We start from the raw sequence: 21,671 nt of genomic DNA, 5'->3' as shown, positions 1-21,671 counted from the left end.
CCCTGAGACACCTCCCCTGTCTCATGCCCCTCTTTGGGAGCCGCCGTATGCCTCCGTTTGCCCTCGCTCCCCGCACCGAAACCGCCGAACGCGCCCTGGCCACCACTGATGGCCGGCCCAGCCGCGACGGCGCATTGCTCACCGAGCGCCTGGAGCGGCGCTACCACGACCGCATCACCGGCAGCTTCACCATCCCCGGGCGCGAAGGCCATTACGCGCCCATTCCCGACGACGTGCCGGCGGCCCTGGCCGATGCGCTGCGCGCGCGCGGCATCAGCCAGCTCTACAGCCACCAGGCCGATGCCTGGGCGGCGAGCCAGCGCGGCGAGCATGTGGCGATTGTGACGCCCACCGCCTCAGGCAAGTCGCTGTGCTACACGCTGCCGGTGGTAAGCGCGGCGATGACCGCCGGCGCCAAGGCGCTGTACCTGTTCCCGACCAAGGCGCTGGCGCAGGACCAGGTGGCCGAGTTGCTGGAGCTCAACCGCGCCGGCGAGCTGGGCGTGAAAGCCTTCACCTTCGATGGCGATACGCCCGGCGATGCGCGCCAGGCGATCCGCCTGCATGGCGACATCGTGGTGAGCAACCCGGACATGCTGCACCAGGCGATCCTGCCGCATCACACCAAGTGGGCGCAGTTCTTCGAGAACCTGCGCTATGTGGTGATCGATGAGATCCACACCTACCGCGGTGTGTTCGGCAGCCACGTCACCAACGTGCTGCGCCGGCTCAAGCGCATCTGCGCGTTCTATGGCGCCAACCCGCAGTTCATCCTGTGCTCGGCCACCATCGGCAACCCGCATGCGCACGCGCAGGCCTTGATCGAAGAACGCGTGCATGCCATCACCGAATCCGGCGCGCCTACCGGTGACAAGCACGTGCTGCTGTGGAACCCGCCGGTGGTCAATGCCGACCTGGGCCTGCGCGCATCGGCACGCTCGCAGAGCAACCGTATCGCGCGCATCGCGATCAAGAGCGGGCTGAAGACGCTGGTGTTCGCGCAGACGCGGCTGATGGTGGAAGTGCTGACCAAGTATCTCAAGGACATCTTCGACCACGACCCGCGCAAGCCCGCGCGCATCCGGGCATACCGCGGTGGCTATCTGCCCACCGAGCGCCGCGAAGTGGAGCGTGCGATGCGCGCGGGCACCATCGACGGCATCGTGTCCACGTCTGCGCTGGAACTGGGCGTGGATATCGGCGCGCTGGACGTGGTGATCCTCAATGGCTACCCCGGCAGCGTGGCGGCCACCTGGCAGCGGTTTGGCCGCGCCGGGCGGCGCCAACAACCGGCACTGGGTGTGCTGGTGGCCAGCTCGCAGCCGCTGGACCAGTACGTGGTGCGGCACCCGGATTTTTTCGCCGATGCCTCGCCCGAACATGCACGCATTGCGCCGGATCAGCCGCTGATTTTGTTCGACCACATCCGCTGCGCGGCGTTCGAGCTGCCGTTCATTGCCAGCGAGCCGTTCGGGCCGATCGACCCGCTGGTGTTCCTGGAAGCCTTGGCCGAGAGCGAAGTGATCCACCAGGAAGGCGACCGCTGGGAGTGGATCGCCGACAGCTACCCGGCCAATGCGGTGAGCCTGCGCTCGGTGGCCGACGGCAACTTCGTGGTGGTGGACAAGAGCGACGGCAAGCAGCAGATCATCGCCGAGGTGGATTATTCGGCCGCGGCACTGACCTTGTACGAAGGCGCCATCCACATGGTGCAGAGCACGCCGTACCAGGTGGAGCGGCTGGACTGGGAAGGCCGCAAGGCCTATGTCACGCGCACGCATGTGGACTACTACACCGACAGCATCGACTACACCAAGCTGAAGGTGCTGGACCGCTTCGACGGCGGCGTGGCCGGGCGCGGCGACTCGCATCACGGCGAGGTGCATGTGGTGCGGCGCGTGTCCGGCTACAAGAAGATCCGCTACTACACGCACGAGAACATCGGCTACGGGCCGGTCAATCTGCCCGACCAGGAACTGCACACCACCGCGGTGTGGTGGCAGCTGCCGCAGGCCACGCTGGGCAAGGCGTTCGCGTCCAAGCAGGATGCGCTGGATGGTTTCCTGGGTGCGGCCTATGCGCTGCACGTGGTGGCCACGGTGGCGGTGATGGCCGATGCGCGCGACCTGCAAAAAGCCGTGGGCAATGGCGACGGCGCGTGGTTTGCGGTGGCCGACCAGACCGGGCGCGGGCAGCTGCGCGGCGTGGACGAGGGCGAAGAAGGCGCGGTGGAATTGCAGCAGGCCTTCGTGCCCACGGTGTATCTGTACGACAACTTCCCCGGCGGCGTGGGCCTGAGCGAGCCGCTGTGGCTGCGCCAGGCCGAGCTGCTGCAGCGCGCCGACGAGCTGGTGCGGCGTTGCGACTGCAGCGCCGGCTGCCCGGCCTGCGTGGGCCCGGTGCTGGCCGCGCATGAGGAAGGCAAGGGCGAGTCGCCCAAGTCGCTGGCCTTGACGGTGCTGGCGCTGTTGTTCGATGCGGACGCGCCGTTGCGGCATGCCACCCAGGTGGACGATGACCTGGCGCTGGATGTGCTTGCATGAGCGTGAGTGCGGACCGGTTGCGCTTGTTGCGGCGTCAGGCCGGGCATGCCGATGTGCCTGCGCCGGCGGCGCTTGCAGATGGCGCTGCAGTGGATGGTGCGGATGTTTCCGCTGCGGTCGATGCGCAGGCGGATGCACACCCGCTGCGCGCGGCAGCGGTGGCGCGCACCTCGGGTGATGCAGTCGGTGCGGATGCAGTGGCAGGCGATGCGCACACGCGTGCCGCAGGTGACATGCCTGCGGCGGTGCAGCCAACGCGTGCGCCGGCAGCGCCGGTGCCTGGCAGCGATCCTGGGGTGAGCGCAGAACGTTTGCGCCTGCTACGCCGCCAGGTCGGCGGGCTGACACCCACGGCGCGCAAGGACGATGCGGTGATGCCCACGCGTGCGCAACGCCAGCCTGCGCCGGGTGCTGCTGCGTCTGCGTCACGCGCTTTGCCGCGCGATGCGGCGGTGCGAAGCGCGCAGCCCGGCAGCGCAGAGGCTGCCGGTGCACCGCGTGCCCAGCCCAGCGCACCGGCCATGACGCGCCGCGCCCTGCAGGCACCGGTTGCTGCAGCGGCTGCGCGCGATAGCTCGGCGTTTGCCTGGGTGGACCACGATGTGCGCCACAAGCCGGCAGGTGCGGCGGCCGATGCGGCGGCGCGCGTGCCGGCTGCGCCCATATCCAACCCGCCACCGCAGCGACGTACCGATATCGCCGGCCTGCGCAAGATGATCGGCCTGCGCGAGCGCGCGGTCTCGACGCACGCGCCGGTACGCGCGGCGTCCACCGACCGGCATCTGCCCGGCAACGAGATCGCGCCCGGCCTGCACCTGATCGAAGCCTTCCTGCCGCAGGCGATCCCACGCCAGGCGCTGTCGCTGGCGTTCGCCAAGCGCGAGGACGCGGTGGACCCGATGGATCTATTGTTCTTCGACACCGAAACCACCGGCCTGGCCGGCGGCACCGGCACGCGCGCCTTCATGATCGGCGTGGCCGATTGGTACACCGACGTTACGCAGGGTAGCGGGCTGCGCGTGCGCCAGTTGATGATGTCCACGATGGCGGCCGAAAGCGCGATGCTGGATCTGTTCCGCAGCTGGCTGTCGCCGCAGACGGTGCTGTCCAGCTACAACGGCCGCTGCTACGACGCGCCGTTGTTGAAGACGCGCTACCGGCTGGCGCGGCGCGGCGACCCGATCTCTGCGCTGGATCATGTGGACCTGCTGTTCCCCACCCGGCGCCGTTATCGCGGCACCTGGGAGAACTGCAAGCTGGCCACCATCGAACGGCAGCTGCTGCGCGTGGTGCGCGAAGACGACCTGCCCGGCTCCGAAGCCCCGGCCGCCTGGTTGAGTTACCTGCGCGGCGGCAGCGCGCGCAACCTGCGCCGCGTGGCCGAGCACAATCACCAGGACGTGGTGACCTTGTCGCTGCTGATGCAGCGCCTGGTGGCGGTGGACGCGCAGGACCGTGAAGTGATTCCGATGCTGGAGACGCCGTAGCGCAGGAGCGGCGGACCACGCGCAGTGGTGGCGCAATGCGGGCATCCTGGGTGCGCGCGCCAGTGCAGTTTGCCGGCAGAGGCGATGTCCACCGGCAACACTGCAAGGCCGCCCCCCATTGGCGAGCACCTGAGCGGTCATGCCGCCAAGTCACGCGCACCGGCGCAGCATCAGTGCGCCGGCATCACTCGCCCGGCTCGATCTGTCTGGCCTGCTCGTTGAGGTAATGGGTGACCGGTGCGCCACGGTACTGATCGGTCAGCAGCCCCAGCGCGTCGGCGCGTGCATCCACCGCCTGCCTGGCGGCGGCATCGTGCGAATGGTCTGCCGAGCGATCCAGCAGCCGGCCTTCGCGCACAGCCGCAACATGCGCCGGGTCGGCAGGCCTGGACGCGGCGCGGAATTCGCTGGTGCGCTGCTCCACGATCGCCGCATCGCGTGCGCTGTCGATGGGCGTCTCTGGCGGCAGGTCCAGTTCCATGCCGGTGTGGCCACGCGCCAGGGTGCGGTTTTCCAGCAGCGCGAGCAGTTCTTCTTCGGGCTGGTCGGTCAGCAGGCTTTCACCGGCGTCGCGAAAGGCACCGGCGGTGGTGCGCTGGATGCCGAAGGCTTCGCCGCTGAGCTTCTGCATCTCGCCGAAGTTGCGCCAGACGTAATAGTCCTTGTCGTGGTTGGCGCGCGGCAGCGAGAAATCCTCATAGCGGTAGCCGGACGAGAATGCCGCCTGCGCGTAGGACGAGTCGGGCTGGCGCAGGCGTGTGCGTGTCAGCTCCATGGCCTTGCCCGCAGCGCTTTGCTGGTCGGTGGCCACCGCCTCCACGATGACCGGGCGCATCCGGTTCCAGCTTTCCAGCCACTGCACCGCCGTGTCGGCCAGCCCCTCCGGGCCATCATCCTTGCCCGGGAAGAAATCGCGCAACTGCGCGTCGGCGAGCATGCCCTGGCTGAAGACCGGCACCACGTTGATCTTGGCCAGCAGGCGATCGAGCGCGGCACGGCGGGGCGCGTCCTGCGAGTGCAGCGGATTGATCTGGTAGTGCTTGTAGAGATTGGACAGAAACTGATCGAAGCCGCCTGTGTAGTACTTGGCATACAGCTTGATCGCGGCGCCCTGGCGCAGGTCCGGCCGACGCATCAGCAGCATCGCCACCGCCTCGCCGGTATCTTCCTTGCAATCCAGCGCCACCGACATCGCCTCCGGCTTCTGCAACGCGTGCTCCAGCGCCTGCTCCACGGCGGCAATGCTCTGATCGGTCTTGATGAAGTTGCCGTCGACCGGGTTGCGGATCACCAGCGGCATCTCGCGCAACTGCGCGAACGGGACCTGCGAGACCAATCTGTTCTGCGGGTCGTCGGTCATGCGGCCAATGCTGAAGTCGTGCATCAGCACCGGCACGCCGTCGGCGCTGACCTCGACATCCAGTTCCAGGTTGCGATAGCCGTGTTCGTAAGCGCGATCGATGGCGGCCAGCGAGTTTTCCGGGATGCCGGCGTGGTTGTCGAACAGGCCCCGGTGCACCATCACGTCCTTGCCCAGCGCGCGCGTGCTGGGCGCCTGGAAATACGCGTCGTGGACGAGCTCCTTGCGGTGCTTGCGCAGCAGCGCGTCCTTGCCGGCCACCAGATGGTGGTCGTTGGGCTTGAAGAACGCTGCGCCGCCGTCGCGCGCCGGCACCTCGTGGCCGTGGTAGCGCGCGGCCTGCTGCAACTTGCGCCGCGGCTGCGCGGGCGTGGGCGCGGCGGGCTTTAGCCAGCCCGGTGTTTCCAACCCATGGGCGCGCAGATCCAGCGCCTTGCGCAATGCCGTGCGTGCGGCATCGCTGAAGGTATCGCCAGGCGCAAACGCGTGGCCCAGATCGAAGACGATGCGGCCTTGCTGCGCATCGACCAGCACCGGGCCGGCCGCTGCACGCGAGTGCTCGGGCAAGCTGGCGGTCATTTCGTCGAACGCGGCGGTGTCCAGATACACCGGCTGCAGCGTTCCGGCGGCAAAGCGTGCCGCGATGCTGTCGGGCCTGGGTGCGGGAGTGGCCTGTGGCAGCTGCTTGGCCAGCGCGCTTTGCGCGGCCTGCAAGGTGATCTGGTGCGCCTGCACTTCGGCCAGGCGCTGCTCGGAGAACTCGCCGTCCAGCGCCACCAATGCCTGCTTGCCGGTCATCGCGCTGTCGTCCAATGGCACCAGCGGCGGTAGCACGGCGGCCTGGCGACGCGGGCGTGCGCGCAACGGCGGGTTGCCGCCTGGCGGCTGCGGCACCTCCATCGGGGTGATCGCGCTGGTGTGCGCCGGTGTGGCCAGCGCGGTGGTGGGCGTAGCGGCGGGTTGCAAGAGAGCAATACGCATGACGACCTCAAGAGCACTGCGGCCAGTAAACCGCTTGGCAGATGACAATGCGCAACCGAGGCGAACTATGCCGCCGCGATGCGAAACGATGCTCCGCCGCAATGCCGGCGCAGCGCGTCGGCTGCTCCATCGCCTGCGCTAGAACAGCGTTTCCTTGAACGGCAGCATGGCCGCGCCCAGCACCGTGGCGTGTGCCTGCACCTGCCCGACCAGCAATGCCGGATACGGCGATGCGACGCCGCGCCGTGGCGCCGGCTCGAAGGCGACGCGGGCGATCAGCCGCTGCGCAAGATCTGCCGGCAGGCGCGCGCCAAAGACGATGACGCGCGGGTCGATCAACGCGATGATCGCCGCCACCGCCAGGGTCACGGTGGGTTGCACCGCATCCAGCCAGGCCTCGATCTGCGGCCATGCCGGATCGTAGTGCTGCAGCATGGTGTGCAGGTCCGGCAGCGCATGCCCATCGGCGACCAGCGCCTGGCGCAGGCTTTCCAGCGTGGGCCGCGCGCTGCCGGTGATGGCCGAGATGCGCCCCAGTTCGCCCACGTTGCCGTGCGCGCCGCGGTGCACGCTGCCAGCGGCGATCACGCCTGCGGCAAACCCGTCGGCGATGGTCAGATAGACCAGATCCGGCGACTGGCGGCCGACCCCGTACAAGGCTTCGGCCAGCGCGGCGCAATGGGCGTCGTTGTCCATCCAAACCGGCAACTGCAGGCGTTCGGCGATGAAGCGGTCCAGCTCGACCTGCATCCATTCGGCGGCCAGCGTGAGCGGCGGATTGACCCGCGTGCCATCGCCGATGCGCGGGCCGGTCATGCTGACGCCCACCCCGAACAGCCGCTGCCGGTCGACACCGGCCGCCTGCAGCAACTGCTCCACCAGTTCCGGCAACTGCGCCGCGACCAGGTCCAGCGTCAGCGGGAACGCCGTGAGCTGGCGCATGCCGCGCACCTGCCCGGCGAAGTCGATCAGCACCACCGCGATGCCATCGACCATCAACGAGACGCCCACGCTGAATGCATAGTCGGGCACCAGGCTCAGCTCGACGCTGGGTTGGCCGCGGCCGCGCCGCAGCGACGGGCCGAGCTGGAGCAGGCCGTGTGCAACCAGCGGGTCGATGATGCCCTTGGTGCCGGGGACGCTGAGCCCGCTGGCGCGCGGCAGATCCGCGCGCGCCAGCTGGCCGGCACTGCGGATCAGATCCAGCAGCGCGCGCTCGCTGGAACCGGCGGCCTGGCCATCGCTGCGGCGGCGGTAATGCGAACGAATGGCCGCGTGGGCGAAGAAGGAAGACATGGAAGGCAAAAGAACCGGTGGTGTCACATAAGCTTAAATTAAGCAGATTAATTTAATCGGCTTGCGGCCACCACGTTGGGGCTGCCCGACAGTGCGGATCGTGCCATGCGTCTGTTTCATCGCTCTCCTTCTGGCTTCCTGTGTCTGCCCGGCCCGGCCTGCATCGCGCAGCGTCGCACATTGTCGCTCGCGCTGGGCATGGCCGTGGCGGGCTGGATGCAGGCGCCGGCGCAGGCCGCCGAGGCGCCCGCCGATGCCTCGCCGCAGACCCTGGATGCGGTGCAGGTGCGCACCTCGTTCCAGTCGCAGAACACGCGCGCCATCGCCACCAAACAGGCCGCGCCCACCGTCGTGGACTCGGTCGCCGCCGACAGCATCGGGCAGCTGGCGGACTTCAATGTGGGCGATGCGCTGCGCCGGGTCACCGGCGTCAGCACCGTGGAGTACCAGGGCGAGCCGCGCTACGTGACGGTGCGTGGCCTCAACGGCAACTACAACAGCATGCTGATCGACGGCTTTGCCTTTGCCAGTAACGACATCGGCAGCCGCCAGGCGATGATGGATGTGCTGCCGGCCAACTTTGTCGACCGCATCGATGTGGTGAAGTCGTTCCTGCCGGAAAACGATGGCGGCGCGATCGGCGGTGTTACCAACCTGGTCACCGCCACCGGCTTCGGCCGCCCGGATGGCCTGCTCACCTTCTCGGCCAAGGGCGGCGCCAACTTGATGGGCAGCCGCTACGGCGGCCGCTCGCCGGTTGGCGAGGGCGATCTGAAATGGGGCAAGCGCTTCGGTCGCGACGGGCAGTTCGCCTTCCTGGGCGCTGCGAGCCAATGGCGGCGCGAGATCTCGGTGCCGCAGCAGGAAAACGGCGGCGGCTTGAACTGGTACGCCGCCGACGGTACGCGCGACCCGGTGCCGTACGGGGGCACCGGCGCTGCGGTTCCCGGCGAACGGCGCTGGTACAACTACGCCAACACCCGCGAACGGCGCGGCCTGACCGCACGCGTGGACTGGCAGCCGGAGGGTCCGCTCAGCGGCCATGTGTCCGGCTACAGCTTCCGCCAGCGTGAGGCCTCGGACCGCAATACCCAGAACGCCCAGGTGCAGAACAGCGCACGCCTGACCCGCACCGGCGCGCAGAGCGGCACGCTCGACAACCTCAATCAATACGTCGAACTGGGGCAGTTGCGCTGGAAGCGCGCGCTGACGGGCATCAACGGCGAGCTGCTGGCCGAATTGCCGGCGCAGTGGCGCGCCGCGCTGCGCGCGAGCACCTCGCGCGCCACGGTGGACAACCCGCAGACCTGGGACCGCTTCCAGCAAAATCGGCTGGGGTACGGGTTCGACTGGAGCGGCACGCTGCCCGCTTTCACGCCCCTGGACCCGGCCCTGGCCGACGACCCGGCGCGCTACCCCAATGCCTATCACCAGCAGGAGCGCACCGGCTACGCCGAACGGGTCGGCGACCTGCAGCTGGAGCTGCGGCGCAACACGGACGAGGACAGCCGCGGGCTGGGGCTGGCCGTGGGCGCGCGGCAGGTCCGCACGCATATGCGCACCACGGTGCAGCGCACCACCTGGAACGGGCTGCCTGACACATTGGCCGACGTGCTGGGCCGCCCGACCTGCGCCCTGGGCTGCAACAGGGAGATGATGACCATCGAGCCGGCATTGGCCGATGCACGCTGGGATGCCCTGGCCGGCCAGGCGCGCGGGGTGGTGGACACCACCGCGCAGAACAGCGGCAGCTATGGGGTCGACGAACAGGTGCGCGCCGGCTTTGCCCAGGCGCAATGGCGCGGCGAGCGCTGGCTGCTGGCTGGCGGCATCCGTCTGGAACAGACACGCTTTGCCAGCGCCGGCCAGCAGCTCAGCGGAACCACCTGGACACCGGTCAGCGCGGTGCGCACCTACCGCAACTGGTTGCCTTCGCTCAGCGGGCAACTACAGACCAGCGCCAACGGCACGCTGCGCGTTGGCGTCTCGCGCTCGATCGGGCGCCCGCGCCTGGACCAGATGGCCTTGAACGGCGGCGTGCTCACGCTGGGCAGCACACCGCCCACGCTCAACCAGGGCAACCCGGACCTGCAGCCGCGCCGCTCGCAGAACCTGGACCTTGGCCACGACTGGAGCTTTGACGACGGCGGCAGCCTGCTGTCGATCGCGCTGTTCCACAAGACCATCGACGATGAAATCTTCCGCTACGGCCAGATGGACAGCATCGACGGCGAGCAGGTGCTGGTCACCCAGCCGCGCAATGTGGACCGACCGGTACGCCTGCGCGGCGCCGAGCTGGGGGCCATCAAGGAGCTGGGGCCGTGGCTGCCCGTGCTGGCCGGCTTGTCGGTGACCGCCAATGTCACGTTCCTGGACGTGGACTACCCGGTGGTGCTCGGCGATGGCACCCGCACCACCCTGGACGTGCTGCCGCAGCAGCCCAAACAGTTGTGGAATCTGACCCTGAATTACGCCCGTGGGCCGCTGCGCGCCACGCTGGCCTGGAGCCGCACCGGCGAGCTGTGGGATGACCGCTTTCCCAATTACAGCAGCCTGCAGGAGTTCTATCGCAACCGTTACCAGCAACCGCTGGACCGCATCGATCTGAAACTGGGCTGGGACGTGTCCCCGGCAGTGTCGCTGAGCCTGGACGTGCTCAACCTGGCTGGCCAGGGCTACCAATACCGCATCGGCCGCGATCAGGAGTATGTGCAATCGGCCTGGAAGATGGCCCCCACCGTGATGGTCGGCGTCAACGTCAAACTTTGAGGAGCTAAGCATGTCGTCATGTCTGGATACCACCTTCAGCCGCCGTCGCCTGCTCACCGGCGCCGCCGGCGCCTCGTTGCTGGCAACCGCACTACCCTCGCTTGCCGGTGCAGCGCCGCCTGCGGATGTGGGCCGCAAGTTCCTGCGCTCCAGGCGGCCGATGCCGTTTGCCGGCAACACGTTTGTCGGCCATCTCGAGCAGCAGGGCGATGGCTACGCCAGCTTCGACCGGGTGCTGGACATCTACCGCGAGCTGCCCGAGCACGGCTTTGCCAACAAGCTCGCCGTGCTGCCGCCCAGCAGCTATCACGTGACCTTGCTGGGCGGGGTCAATGAAACCGACCGCGCGCACGGGCCGTGGCCGAGCGATCTGGCGCGCGATGCTGCGCTGGCCGACATCAACGCCAGCTTCCTGTCGCGGTTGCAGCAGCGCAACACCACGCCGCTGGGGGCGTGCCGGTTTGTGGTCGACCCCACCGCGGCCATGACCGGCAGCAACGACAATCTGCTGATTCCGTTGCTGCCTGCCGATGCGGCCACCGCGCAGCGGCTGGAGACGGCGCGCAAGGGCCTGATGGCGCTGACGCTGCTGCAGCGCCCGGACTACAGCCACTACCGGTTCCACATCTCGCTGGCCTATCTGTGCGAAACGCTCGATGCCGACGAACAGGCGGACTACCACGCTGCGGTGGGCGTGTGGCTGAAGCGCCTGGCTGCCGCCGGCCCGATCACTGTGCCGCGTTTCCACTTCTGCACGTTCAACGACATGTATGCGTTTCGTACGCTCCGCGAGGTGTGAAGTTGAGTGCGTAGGGCCATCTGTTGTGCGTGTAACGACACCTGCTGCGGCGCTGCAAGCTGATCATTGGCCGTGTGTATGGACGCGCAGCGCCCTAAAGCCCCTCTCTCCTCGGGAGAGGGGTTGGGGTGAGGGTACGTACCCTCGCCCATTCGCAATCGCCGGCGCATCTGCAATAGCGCCAAACCATACTATTTCGTTTGTACAGTCGTCTGCAGCGCGTTACATGCTGCATGTGATGGCAACAACGTTGCGCGTGGTTGATGGAGGACGTTGAGATCTTTAGCGGCCCTACCCTCACCCCGCTCCCGTGGGGAGAGGGGCTCTACTCGCTTGCACGTTGGTTGTGACCTACTGGTGCTAGGTGTTGCGCACAGTGGTGATTCGTGCGTCTGCAGCGCTCGTGCACAGCGTGTCCTCAGACACGCACGTCCGACACCTCGGTCTCCATCTGCCACGCTGCAAACTCCTGCTCGAATTCGGCCAGGGTCAACAAGCCCATGCAGGCATGCGCGCCGATCGGTAACGCCTGCCCTTCGGCAAGTTTGCGTACCAGCAGGATCGCGGCGAAACACGGGATTTCCGGGCCGTGCAGCATCGGGGCGGTGAGGTCCCACTGCAGTTGCAGCGGCCGGGGATCGCCGGTCCGGGGATGGCTTGTGCCACGCAGCTCCACGCGCATGCCACCCAGGTCGGTGCCGAAGCGATCAAACCAGCGTGCCACACGTGCAAACACCTCGGCCAGGCGCGCCATCGGCAATGGCACACCGTGATGACGCAGCCAGGCGACAACGGCCAGGCAGCGCTGCAGGAATGGCACCTCCAACGCTGCGCGAAACTGCACGCTCTGCACGCCGGGATAGCGCAGCGGCAGCAGATCGTGATCGGGCACATCGCATGGCGACGCAAGCCGCGGCGCGAGCTGCGCGAACTGCACGGGCGTGGGTCTGGCCCAGCCCACCACCGTTTGCCAGCGGCCGTCGTGCCACCAGTCGAACGGCGTGCCGCAGTACGACAACACCGCACGCACGGTGGCCAGGCCAAGCGGTGTGCCTTGCGCGGGCGCGATCACCATGCGGATGCCATGCAACGCCGAAAAACGCGGCAGCAAGGCATCGATGACGGCACTCGACAGCGCGGGCAAGGTGCTGGCGCCACTGATGGCCACACGCTGCGCTTGCCTTGCCACTGCATCCATTGCCGCGGGGAAATCGCGAACGAACGCGCGGCCGTCGGCCAGGTCGATGTAGTGCATGCCGGCCTGCAGGCAGGTGTGCGCCACGGCGTAATCCTGGCCCTGGAACGGGCCTGCGGTATGCACTACCGCATCGGCGGCAGTGGCCGCCAATTGCGCGGCAAAATCGCTTGCGTCGATATCCAGGCGACAGCACGCGATGCGACCGGGCGCCACATCCGGCCACCGGGCCGCCACATCGCCGGGATGCCGTCCCGCCGCGATCACCTGCAGTTGCGCCGTTGCCGCCAGCGCCCGCACGATGCGTGCGCCGAAATGCCCGAAGCCCCCCAACACCACCACCCGGTACGTCATTGTCCGCTCGCCGTCTGCGCCTGTTGCACAGTATCGGCGAGCAGACCGGCACCAGCGCGTCCGGCTTGCCCACGCACGATGGCGAGACGGTGCGACCAGGCGCGGCTGACACAACGTAGCGAGCGGTCGTCAGGCGGGTGTGGGCGGCGCGCTCAGAACCGGCGTGTGCGAGGGGTACATGCCGATTCCGAGCACCGACTGCGCCCGCCTGGCGGTGAGCGCAGTTTTTTTATTAGCTGCTCTAACCGGAAACCCGTGTGACCAGACCACGGGCCAATGCCTCGCGCAGCACCTTTAGCGCTTCGCGTGTGGCGAGCTTGGAGGCACCGGCCTGCTTGGTCGCCAACGCGGCCTGCCTGTCGGCCAATGCACGCTGCTCCTTTACCAACGCCTGCAGCGCGTCGGGCATTGCGCCCTGCTGCGAGGATGCGGACGCAGCGGCCGGGGGCATGCGTGTCGAGGCCTGAAGCGCGCGCGGCTCGGTCTGCGCAGAGAGCTGCGCGGCCAGTGCGGCCTGGCGCTCGCCCACTTCCTGCTGACGCGCCGCCAAGGTGGCCTGGGCGTCGGCCAGTTGCCGGCTGCGGACGTGTGCCGCGCTCAGCCGATGCATCAGCGCCGGATCACGCACCAGGTATTGCACGCCATCGGCGCGGAACCACAACACGCGCTGGCCATTACCGGCGTAGGCACGTGCGGTCTGCAGATCGCTGCGTGAGCCATGCATGACCTGCTGCTCGCCGTGCACCAACACATAGGCATCGCCCTCGTCCTGGGTGATTGCGGCGGTTTTGCCGCACGCTGCGTTTGCGCTGGCACGCGGTGTTGCCGGGGCTGCTGCACTGGGCCCGGTGGGTGCGACAGGTGCCAAAGGCACTGTTGGCGCGATGGCTGCTGGCGCGATAGGAGACGCCGCAGATGCTGGCGGCACCGGTATGGCGGGCGCTGCCGGCACCACAGCCAACGCAAGCGGATGCGATGCAGATGAGGGTTCAGATGCGGATACGGTTGCGATCAGCGAGGGGCCGGCGAGTGCGGCGATGGCCAGCAGCAACGCGGTGCGTAGGCACAGCAATGGGGAAGCGGTCTGGATCATGGGAGATCTCCACGAAGGTCACAGCTCGGTAGGTGCCGCCTGCGTAAAGCACCGGCGGGGGAGGAAACAGCGATCACGCGGCCACGGCGTTGCCGACGCTGCGCAGCGTCGTCACGCGGGAAGTGCCGGGCTGTGGCGGGCCCGTGTCATGCAGGTGCTGCCTGGCGCGCTGCCATCGCACGACGCCGGCAGGTGCCTGGTGTCAGGCAGTGCTTACCGCTCCCGCAGCTCTGCCGGCCGTGCACGGCCGGGAGCGGATCGGGGGCTGTCCGCCACGCGTTGCACAGGCGTGGCCGCTAGAGACGGTTGCCGACGCGACCTGCGGTCTGCAGCGAATCCGCTGCGATTGGCTTTCTCTGTTCGGTAGCTGCAGCGGCAGGCAAGACGGTGCGAGCGCCGTCGACCGGTGTAGCTGGCGCGCTGAGAAGCGGCTTCGCCCAGAGCCGGAGCCTGCGCGTGGTCCATGCCGGCTCCGGGCACCGGACGCGCCGGCCTGACGTGAGCGCCGTCGTGTCGTTGATGGCTCCTAGTTGTTTTGCGCCTGTTCGGCCTCTGCTTGCGCTTGTTCGGCATCTGCCTGTGCTTGCGCCGCCTCCCGTTGCGCTTGCGCCGCTTGCTGCTGCCCGCGCGCAGCCTCAATGCGGGCCTGACGTGCGGCCTGTTTGCCCATCTCGGCCTGCTGCCGGGACAGCGCGGCCGCTTGGCGCACCGCAGCGGCATACGCGTATTGCGCCTGGCGATGCTGCTGTGCCACTTCGCGAATCTGTTGCTCGGCTTCGCGTGCTTGCTGTTGCGCGTCCTGTTTGGCTTGGGCCAATTCCGGGCCCAACGAGGCCAGTTGTTCGCGTGCTTCCTGTAATGCGTCCTGTGCGTCCTGCATCCGCTCCTGCTGCATCTCAAGGTCCTGGTTGTTGGCAGCGAGCGCATCGTGCACCGCGGCTTGCGCGCCACGGGTGGCATCGCGGCGGATGCGGTCCAGGTCGAGATTCCAGCCGCTGTCCGCTGGGTCCGCATCCGCGTCATGCAGCGGCTCGGCACCCAGCACATCGGCGATGACACCGTGCGTGGCAGGGGCGGCCGCTTCCGCCGGCGCAGCCGGCAGCGCCGGTGCAGGCAACGCGGTCATCGGTGCTGCAGCGTCTGCAGGGTTGACCTGTGCGCGTGCAGCGCGTGCTGCTGCCGGGGCAGTGACCACAACCGGCTGCATGCGCGGAGACGTCACCGGTACCGGCTTGGCCACAAGACGCAGCGGCAGCACACCGCACACCGCTACTGCGGCCAAAATCATCGCGGCGGCCAGCCGTGGAAACGCGCGGGTGTCCTGCAACATCGACAGCCTGCGCTTCAAACTGATAAACGAGGGCGACGCGCTCGCCACGCCACCGCGTGGGCGCGGCGCCACACCCAGTTGCAGCAACAAGCGGCCGTACTCGTGGCGGCAATGGCGGTGCCCGGCGACCACGGCAGCATCGCAAGCGGCTTCGCGGGCGATGCCATATTCGCACGCGGCCAGATGCACCAGCGGGTGGAAGAAGAACAGGTGCTGCGCCAATGCCGGTAACAAGCCCCACCACAGATCGCCACGGCGCAGATGGATCAACTCGTGGGTCAGCGCCATGTCCAGATCGTCATCGGCCATGTGCGGCAGACGTGCAGCAGGCAACAGCAACACCGGTTGCCACGGGCCGATCAACTGCGGCGAATCGATCTGCGATGACAACCGCAGGGCCGGCGGGCGCGATAAGCCATGCGCTTCGGAGGCCATCTGCAACGCCTGCACCAAGGCGTGGTCGGTGCAGGGCTCGGCCGCACGCACCAGTGCACGGCTGCGCAGATAGGCGCGCGCCGTGCCGGCAGCCAGCACCAGCACGCCCGCCGCCCACAGCGCCAGCAATGCCATCGCAACGGTGGGCCAGACGCCGACCTGCATCGCCTGCGCGGTGGCGCTGGCATGTGCGGCCGTGGATGCCGCGGCGGCGTTTGCCATCGGGGCCAGGCTGTCGGCCGAACCCAGCGCAGTGGTCAGGTGATGCGCTGGCAGCACCGGCAGCTGCACCGGGCTGCTCCACAACAGGCCCACCACGGCCTGCACGCCCACCAGCCACCACAGCCAGGTCTGCGTGGCGGCCGGCAAGCGCTTCACCCCGCGACACAGCCCCCACACCGCCAGTGTCAGCACCGCGGTCTGCACGCTGGTGGCGCCGAGTTTCCATAACAGCGATTCGATCAGAGGCGACATGGCTCAATCCTCCTTGCGCTGCGATTGCAGCTTGGCAACCAGGGCTTCGAGTTCGGCCAGTTCGGTATCGCTGACCTCGGCGCGCTGCGACATCCACGCCACGAAAGGCGAGACCGAGCCCTGCAAGGTCTTCTCCACGAACTGCCCCACCGCACCGCGCACCACGTCGTCCTGGCCGGCGGTGGCGCTGTAGCGGTACATGCCACCGGCCTGTTTGCGGCGCAGGAAGCCCTTGGCGCGCAGGCGCTCCATCATGGTCAGCACGGTGGAGCGCGCCAGCCCGCGCGGCTCACCGAACGCAGCCGCCACTTCGCCGACGCTGGCGTGCCGTTGTTCTTCGATGTGTTGCAGCAGGGCCAGTTCCTGGTCCCCGATGGTCTTGCCGCGCATGTCCGACTCCCTGACTACAGTTGTCGCTACGCTAGGCCTGACGACAGGTGTAGTCAATAGGTCGGATGGCAGGGTGCCGTTGGTGGGCTTGGGCAGGAGGTGACAGCAAGGTCGACCGGCGTTGCTGTGCGCGAGCCTGCGGGCGTGAGTGGCGCAACGACTGCTCAGTGGCAGTGCAAAACGACTGCTACGGTCTTAAGTTCCGCTAGCCTCGGCCAATACGGCTGGATGGGCGAGTACAAGTCACGCGCGAGTCAAAGATGCCCTGCAGCGTGCGCGCGCGAAAGAAACCACGGGTTCGATGCCTGCCTGTTTTGCAAAGGCTCTCTAACTGGAAGGCACTATTTGCTACATCCACTGCGGGCTTGCTGCGTTGCCCGCGTGCAAATGGTCATCAGGTCAGCGCTTCACCACCGCGCTGTCGGCGGATGTTCCCTGCCACCGTTCAATTTTGGGACACCTCGCTTGAGCCAAAGCAGGCCGTGGAGCTTGCGCTGCGCCGTTCGGCCAGGATGCAGTGCGAACGCGGCCATCCCAAGGGCTGCATGGTGACGCTTGGCGTCATGAGCACGCCGTCGCCGGAGTTCTCCGCGCTCTCTGCCCCGCTGACGCGCTCGCGTGCGCACACACGCGCCGGCATCCGCGCGTGCGTGGACCGCGCCATCGCCAATGGAAGCCTAGCAGCGGGTCTCGACGCGGCCGCGCTGACGTGCGTGTTCGACAGCTTCATGCTCGGGCTATCCACGCTCGCCAGGGACGGCAAAACCTTCAAGGCGATGGATGCGGCCATTACGCAACTCATGCAGCTGTGGGACATGCACGCCCGCTAGCGGGCTCCTTGGCGCACGGCGTTTTTTCCGCTAGCCACTACCAGCCACCCTCGCGCGCCACCTCCAGCAGAAAGTCGCGCAGCAATCGGGCGCTGGGGCCGATCTTTTTCGAATGCACCAGGTAGATCTCCAGCGGTGCGGTCTGTGCCTGCGGCAGCACCTGCACCAGTTCGCCTGCGGCCAGCGGGGCGGCGGCATCGTAGCCGGGCAGGCGCGCGATGCCTTCGCCGGCAAGCACGAAGGCCAGCCGTGACACCGCACTGTCGGTGACGATGTCGCCCTGCACCGGGATGTCGATGCGTTCGCCGTCGATCTGAATCTGCGTCTGCCGCTGACTGGGCGGGTAGATCACCCAGCGATGCTCTTTGAGCGCAGCGGCCGTGGTGGGCATGCCGTAGCGCTTTACATACGCCGGTGACGCGCACAGCAAGGTGGCTTCACGCACCAATGGCCGCGCGTACAGCGTGGAATCCGGCAGCGGGCCGGCACGCACCGCCAGATCCACGCCCTGCTGCACCAGATCCACGTTGGCATCGCCCATCGCGATGTGCAGGCGGATCGCCGGGTAGCGGCGGCGAAAGGCCAGCAGCGCGGGCAGGATGCGTTTGTTGCCGAAATGGTGCGAGCAGGTGAGCCGCACTTCGCCCTGCGGTTCGGCGCGCAACAGCTCCATGCCGCGCAAGCCGTCCGAGGCTTCGTCGAGCAAGCGCTCGCAATGCACGCGAAACGCCTCGCCCGCCGGGGTCAGGCTGAAGCTGCGCGTACTGCGGTACGCCAACGGCACGCCCAGGCGCGCTTCCAACGCGCCCACGTGATGGCTGACCACTGCGCGGGTCAGCGCAAGTTCGCGCGCGGCCGCGGCGAAACTGCCACAGCGGACCACCGTGGCGAAGATCGCCATGGCGCGCAGTTCGTCCAGCAGAGCCATGGCAGCCTCAAGTGCATTTGTCTTATTGAATTTTACAATCTGTCAGCCGCTCGCTGTCTACTGCCAGCACTGCACGCCTTCTATCGTCTCTCCACCGGCTGCTGCCGGACTCAACCACCCTCAAGGAGAGCGCAATGCACATCAAGCATGTCTTGTTCGTACTGACAAACGCCGGCCAGATCGGTCCCCATCAGCGCCCCACCGGCTACTTCTTCCCGGAAGTGGCGCACCCGGTCGAGGTGCTGGAGCAGGCTGGCATCGCGATCGAATTCGCCTCGCCTGCCGGTGGCGCGGCACCGGAGGATGGCTACGACGCGTCTGATGCGGCGCAGCTGGCGTTTCGCCACAGCAGGGCTTTCGGCCGCATGGCGCATAGCCGCAAGTTGTCGGAAGTGGACGTGCGCGATTACGACGCCGTGTTCGTGCCCGGCGGGCTGGGCCCGATGGTGGATGTCAGCGGGAACCGCGATGTGCAGGCGTTGATCAAGCAGGCGTGGGAGGCCGACATGCTGGTCGCCGCTGTCTGCCACGGCCCGTCCGCGCTGCTGGGCATCACGCTGGACGATGGCACCGCTTTGGTCCAGGGCCGTCGCGTCACCGGTTTTTCCACCGCCGAGGAGGACGGCTACGCGCGCGCCGATGTGCCGTTCGACCTTGAATCCGCCTTGCGCGAGGAAGGTGCGCTGTACGTTGCCGGCGCAGACTGGCAGCCGCATGTGGTGGTGGACGGCACGCTGATCACCGGCCAGAACCCCGCCTCTGCCGGCCCGCTTGCGCACGCACTGGTGGCCGCACTGCAGGTGCAGGCATGAGCGCGCCGGCCCGCCCCATCGTGGTGGTGGCGCGCTGGAGCGTGCCTGCCAGCGCGCGCGCCATAGTGCTGGCGCTGCTGCCAGAGCTGCAGCGGCAGTCGCTGCAGGAACCCGGCTGCCTCGGATACGAGGTGCTGCATGCACCGCAAGCACTGGAGTGCATCGTGCTGATCGAACGCTACCGCGACAGCGCTGCCATCGAAGCGCACCGCAGCAGCACGCACTACAGCAGCCTGGTGGTCGAACGCATCGTGCCGCTGCTGAGCAGCCGGCAGGTGGATCTGCTGGAGACGCTCGACTGAGCCGTTGTCATGCGGGCTGTCAGGGACGATGGCCCGTGGCTTTTGTAGGAGCGCGCTTGCGCGCGAGGGGGCGTTCCCGAGAAGGCTTCATCGCGCGCAAATGCGCTCCTACTCGGCATTGCGCGCTCCGTGCTCGACGTTGGCACTTACGCGTAATTGGCTGTTTGCTTGCCTGCACACCGGTTCAACCGCATCCATGCAGGGACGCGTCGGGCCTGATCAGCGCCTGCCGTCCGACGCACAACACCTGATCCCCGGCGCGCTTAAACTCACCGCAGACCGACAAAGGTGTGCCTGCCGTGATCGACCTCAATGACATTGCGCTGTATGTGCAGGTCGTGCGTAGCGGCAGTTTTGCCGAGGCCGCGCGCCGGCTGGGCACCGCGCCCAATAGCGTGAGCCGGCGCGTGCAGCAGCTCGAAGCGCAGCTGGATACGCGGCTGATGCAGCGCTCCACCCGCAAGCTCACCCTGACCGATGCCGGGCAGGCGTTTTACGAACGTTGCGGCGATGCGGTGGACGGGCTGACCGATGCCGGGCAATCGCTGGTGGCCGGTGGCGAGGAGGTCGCTGGCCTGGTGCGGGTGGCAGCGCCGGCGGATTTCCTGGATTTCTTCCGGGTCGAATGGGTGGCCGACTTCCTGGCCGCGCATCCGCGCGTGCGCCTGGAATTCTTGCTCAGCGATGCGCGCGCGGATCTGATTGCCGAGCGCATCGACGTGGCATTTCGCGCCGGCATCCTGGCCGACTCCAGTTACGTGGGGCGGCCGATCCTGGCCGACAACCGCGATGTGCTGGTGGCGAGCCCAGGTTATCTGCAGGCACGTGGCAGGCCGCTGCGCCTGGATGAGCTGCCGCAGCACGATTGCCTGGGCATTCCGCATCCCAGCGGGCACGTCAGCTGGACGCTGGTAGGTCCGTCCGGGCTTGCCGAGACAGTGCAGGTGCCCACCCGTTTTGCCGCAAATACAGCGCGCGCGCTACGCTTGGCGGCCGTGGCCGGGCTGGGAATCGCCTTGTTGCCGCAGGCACTGACCTGGCCGGATGTGGCCGAAGGCCGCCTGGTCACGGTGTTGCCGGATTTCCAGCGCAATGGCCAGGGCGTGCATGCGCTGTATCCCAGCCGGCGGCATCAGCCGCGCGCGGTGACGGCGTTTATCGAGGCGGTCAGCGCGCGCTTGAATGCGATGTAGCGCGGTGCGCGGGCATTGGTTGAGTAGATGATCGATGATTTCCTGCGCGCGTTTTGCGACTAAGTGCAGCTAACAAAACGTAGCGCGCAACCGTCAGACGCGCGCAGGGAACCTGGGTGTACGGGTACTTGCAGATTCCAAGCGCCAGCCACGCCCGCCTGGTGGCTGCGCAATCGTGTTGATCGCTGCGCCAAGGCGTACGCAAGTGGTGTCTGTACCGCTTTCCACAACACACGTCGAGCGATGCAATCGCTCGATGTGTCTGCTTGAAGATCACGTCGGCGCAGCGATACCTCACCGCGCCAACCGGTTGCTGCGAGCGGCATGCAACCGCCAGCACCGGATCACACCGGCAAGGCGTCGATCTGCGCCTGCGCAGCGGCCATGCCGGCGGCGCGTGCCTCCGGGCCCAGGGCCAGGCCTTCGGCAACCACCACTTCCGGTTGATGCAGACCAACGAATCCCAGCGCGGCGCGCATGTAGGTTTCCGCATGCTCCAGTGCCGCCGTCGGCGAGCCTTCGCCATAGCGGCCACCGCGCGCCACCGCCAGGATCACCCGCTTGTTGCCGGCCAGCCCTTCGAGCGCGCCTTCGGCGGTGTAGCGGAAGGTCTTGCCGGCCACCAGCACGCGGTCGATCCATGCCTTGAGCTGGGTGGAGATGGTGAAGTTGTACAGCGCCACGCCGATCACCACCGTGTCGGCATCCAGGAATTCCTGCAGCACCTGCACGCCTAGCGCCAGGTCGTTGGCCAGCTCCGGCGTCTGGTCGCCGGTGGGTTTTGCGCGGCCGCCAGATGTGCGCCGGACAGGTGGCCGATCGGGTTGGCCGCCAGGTCGCGGTAGGTGTACTGCAGCGCCGGATCGGCGGCCTGCAACTTGGCCACGATGCTGGCGGTGAGTTGGCGGCTGGCGGAATAGTCGCCCAGGATGCTGGAATCGAGATGGAGCAGTTTCATGGTGATGTCTCTGATGGAAGTGATGGAAAGTGATGCGCGGGGTGCGGCAACGCCCGAAGGCGTTGCTGCGGTGGTCTGGCGGTGAGTCATGGAGCGCTGTGCACACGGGTGGTGGTCACAGCGCCCTGTTGAAAGCGGAGAA

Annotated in this window: 15 protein-coding genes, 1 other RNA gene and 1 pseudogene; 8 read left to right on the top strand and 9 right to left on the bottom strand. The window is 67.7% G+C overall.

Annotated features, from left to right (window positions below; all coding sequences use genetic code 11):
* Positions 1 to 47: 47 nt before the first annotated feature.
* Together XCC_RS00280 and XCC_RS00275 are read left to right on the top strand one after the other, a co-directional pair.
* Positions 48 to 2,543, top strand: coding sequence for a DEAD/DEAH box helicase (locus tag XCC_RS00280; RefSeq protein WP_019237057.1), 2,496 nt, complete (start codon positions 48 to 50; stop codon positions 2,541 to 2,543).
* Positions 2,540 to 4,030, top strand: coding sequence for a ribonuclease H-like domain-containing protein (locus XCC_RS00275; protein ID WP_011035311.1), 1,491 nt, complete (start codon positions 2,540 to 2,542; stop codon positions 4,028 to 4,030). The genes XCC_RS00280 and XCC_RS00275 overlap by 4 nt, the downstream gene beginning before the upstream one ends.
* A 184-nt stretch (positions 4,031 to 4,214) precedes the next feature.
* Here XCC_RS00275 and avrBs2 read toward each other — a convergent pair whose 3' ends face one another.
* Both avrBs2 and XCC_RS00265 read right to left on the bottom strand, forming a co-directional pair.
* Complete coding sequence (gene avrBs2 / locus XCC_RS00270; protein WP_011035310.1) at positions 4,215 to 6,371, bottom strand: type III secretion system effector avirulence protein AvrBs2; 2,157 nt, start codon at positions 6,369 to 6,371, stop codon at positions 4,215 to 4,217.
* A gap of 138 nt (positions 6,372 to 6,509) precedes the next feature.
* The gene (locus XCC_RS00265) at positions 6,510 to 7,667 is read right to left on the bottom strand and encodes an ROK family protein (RefSeq protein ID WP_011035309.1); all 1,158 of its coding nucleotides are present in this window, start codon (positions 7,665 to 7,667) and stop codon (positions 6,510 to 6,512) included.
* 105 nt (positions 7,668 to 7,772) lie between these two features.
* Here XCC_RS00265 and XCC_RS00260 point away from each other — a divergent pair, with 105 nt between their 5' ends.
* Positions 7,773 to 10,436, top strand: a complete 2,664-nt coding sequence (locus tag XCC_RS00260; RefSeq protein ID WP_372357255.1) for a TonB-dependent receptor — start codon at positions 7,773 to 7,775, stop codon at positions 10,434 to 10,436.
* Between the two features lie 10 nt (positions 10,437 to 10,446).
* A complete protein-coding gene (locus XCC_RS00255) occupies positions 10,447 to 11,235 on the top strand; it encodes a DUF1868 domain-containing protein (RefSeq protein WP_011035307.1) in 789 nt (262 codons plus the stop codon).
* Positions 11,236 to 11,653: 418 nt separating this feature from the next.
* On the opposite strand, the gene XCC_RS00250 is transcribed toward XCC_RS00255, so the two are convergent.
* The 5 genes from XCC_RS00250 to XCC_RS00230 all read right to left on the bottom strand — a co-directional run bounded on the left by XCC_RS00250 (position 11,654) and on the right by XCC_RS00230 (position 16,506).
* The gene (locus tag XCC_RS00250; RefSeq protein ID WP_011035306.1) at positions 11,654 to 12,784 is read right to left on the bottom strand and encodes a saccharopine dehydrogenase NADP-binding domain-containing protein; all 1,131 of its coding nucleotides are present in this window, start codon (positions 12,782 to 12,784) and stop codon (positions 11,654 to 11,656) included.
* A gap of 103 nt (positions 12,785 to 12,887) precedes the next feature.
* A non-coding RNA gene (locus tag XCC_RS00245) (sX9 sRNA) lies at positions 12,888 to 12,964 on the bottom strand.
* A gap of 61 nt (positions 12,965 to 13,025) precedes the next feature.
* Entirely contained in the window at positions 13,026 to 13,562 is a 537-nt protein-coding gene (locus XCC_RS00240; protein ID WP_029217089.1) for a hypothetical protein, read from the bottom strand.
* An 841-nt stretch (positions 13,563 to 14,403) separates the two neighbouring features.
* Positions 14,404 to 16,116 carry a M56 family metallopeptidase gene (locus XCC_RS00235; RefSeq protein WP_011035304.1) on the bottom strand — a complete coding sequence of 571 codons (1,713 nt, stop codon included), beginning with the start codon at positions 16,114 to 16,116 and terminating at the stop codon, positions 14,404 to 14,406.
* Positions 16,117 to 16,119: 3 nt separating this feature from the next.
* On the bottom strand, positions 16,120 to 16,506 hold the full coding sequence (locus tag XCC_RS00230; RefSeq protein ID WP_011035303.1) for a BlaI/MecI/CopY family transcriptional regulator: 387 nt from the start codon (positions 16,504 to 16,506) through the stop codon (positions 16,120 to 16,122).
* 428 nt (positions 16,507 to 16,934) lie between these two features.
* On the opposite strand from XCC_RS00230, the gene XCC_RS00225 reads away from it, so the two are divergent.
* A complete protein-coding gene (locus XCC_RS00225; RefSeq protein WP_016944882.1) occupies positions 16,935 to 17,336 on the top strand; it encodes a hypothetical protein in 402 nt (133 codons plus the stop codon).
* A 37-nt stretch (positions 17,337 to 17,373) separates the two neighbouring features.
* On the opposite strand, the gene XCC_RS00220 is transcribed toward XCC_RS00225, so the two are convergent.
* On the bottom strand, positions 17,374 to 18,264 hold the full coding sequence (locus tag XCC_RS00220) for a LysR family transcriptional regulator (protein WP_011035301.1): 891 nt from the start codon (positions 18,262 to 18,264) through the stop codon (positions 17,374 to 17,376).
* A 134-nt stretch (positions 18,265 to 18,398) separates the two neighbouring features.
* Between XCC_RS00220 and XCC_RS00215 the strand changes: the two genes are divergently transcribed.
* The 3 genes from XCC_RS00215 (at position 18,399) to XCC_RS00205 (ending at position 20,571) form a co-directional block, all read left to right on the top strand.
* Positions 18,399 to 19,076, top strand: coding sequence for a type 1 glutamine amidotransferase domain-containing protein (locus XCC_RS00215; protein WP_011035300.1), 678 nt, complete (start codon positions 18,399 to 18,401; stop codon positions 19,074 to 19,076).
* On the top strand, positions 19,073 to 19,378 hold the full coding sequence (locus tag XCC_RS00210) for an antibiotic biosynthesis monooxygenase family protein (RefSeq protein WP_011035299.1): 306 nt from the start codon (positions 19,073 to 19,075) through the stop codon (positions 19,376 to 19,378). Before XCC_RS00215 ends, XCC_RS00210 begins: the two co-directional genes overlap by 4 nt.
* Positions 19,379 to 19,677: 299 nt before the next feature.
* Positions 19,678 to 20,571, top strand: a complete 894-nt coding sequence (locus XCC_RS00205; protein WP_016944881.1) for a LysR family transcriptional regulator — start codon at positions 19,678 to 19,680, stop codon at positions 20,569 to 20,571.
* A gap of 344 nt (positions 20,572 to 20,915) precedes the next feature.
* Here XCC_RS00205 and XCC_RS22710 read toward each other — a convergent pair.
* Positions 20,916 to 21,529, bottom strand: a pseudogene (locus XCC_RS22710) (FMN-dependent NADH-azoreductase).
* Positions 21,530 to 21,671 lie beyond the last annotated feature (142 nt).

The organism is Xanthomonas campestris pv. campestris str. ATCC 33913 (assembly GCF_000007145.1).
Classification (GTDB): Bacteria; Pseudomonadota; Gammaproteobacteria; order Xanthomonadales; family Xanthomonadaceae; genus Xanthomonas; species Xanthomonas campestris.
This window is presented reverse-complemented; position numbering and strand designations above follow the sequence as displayed.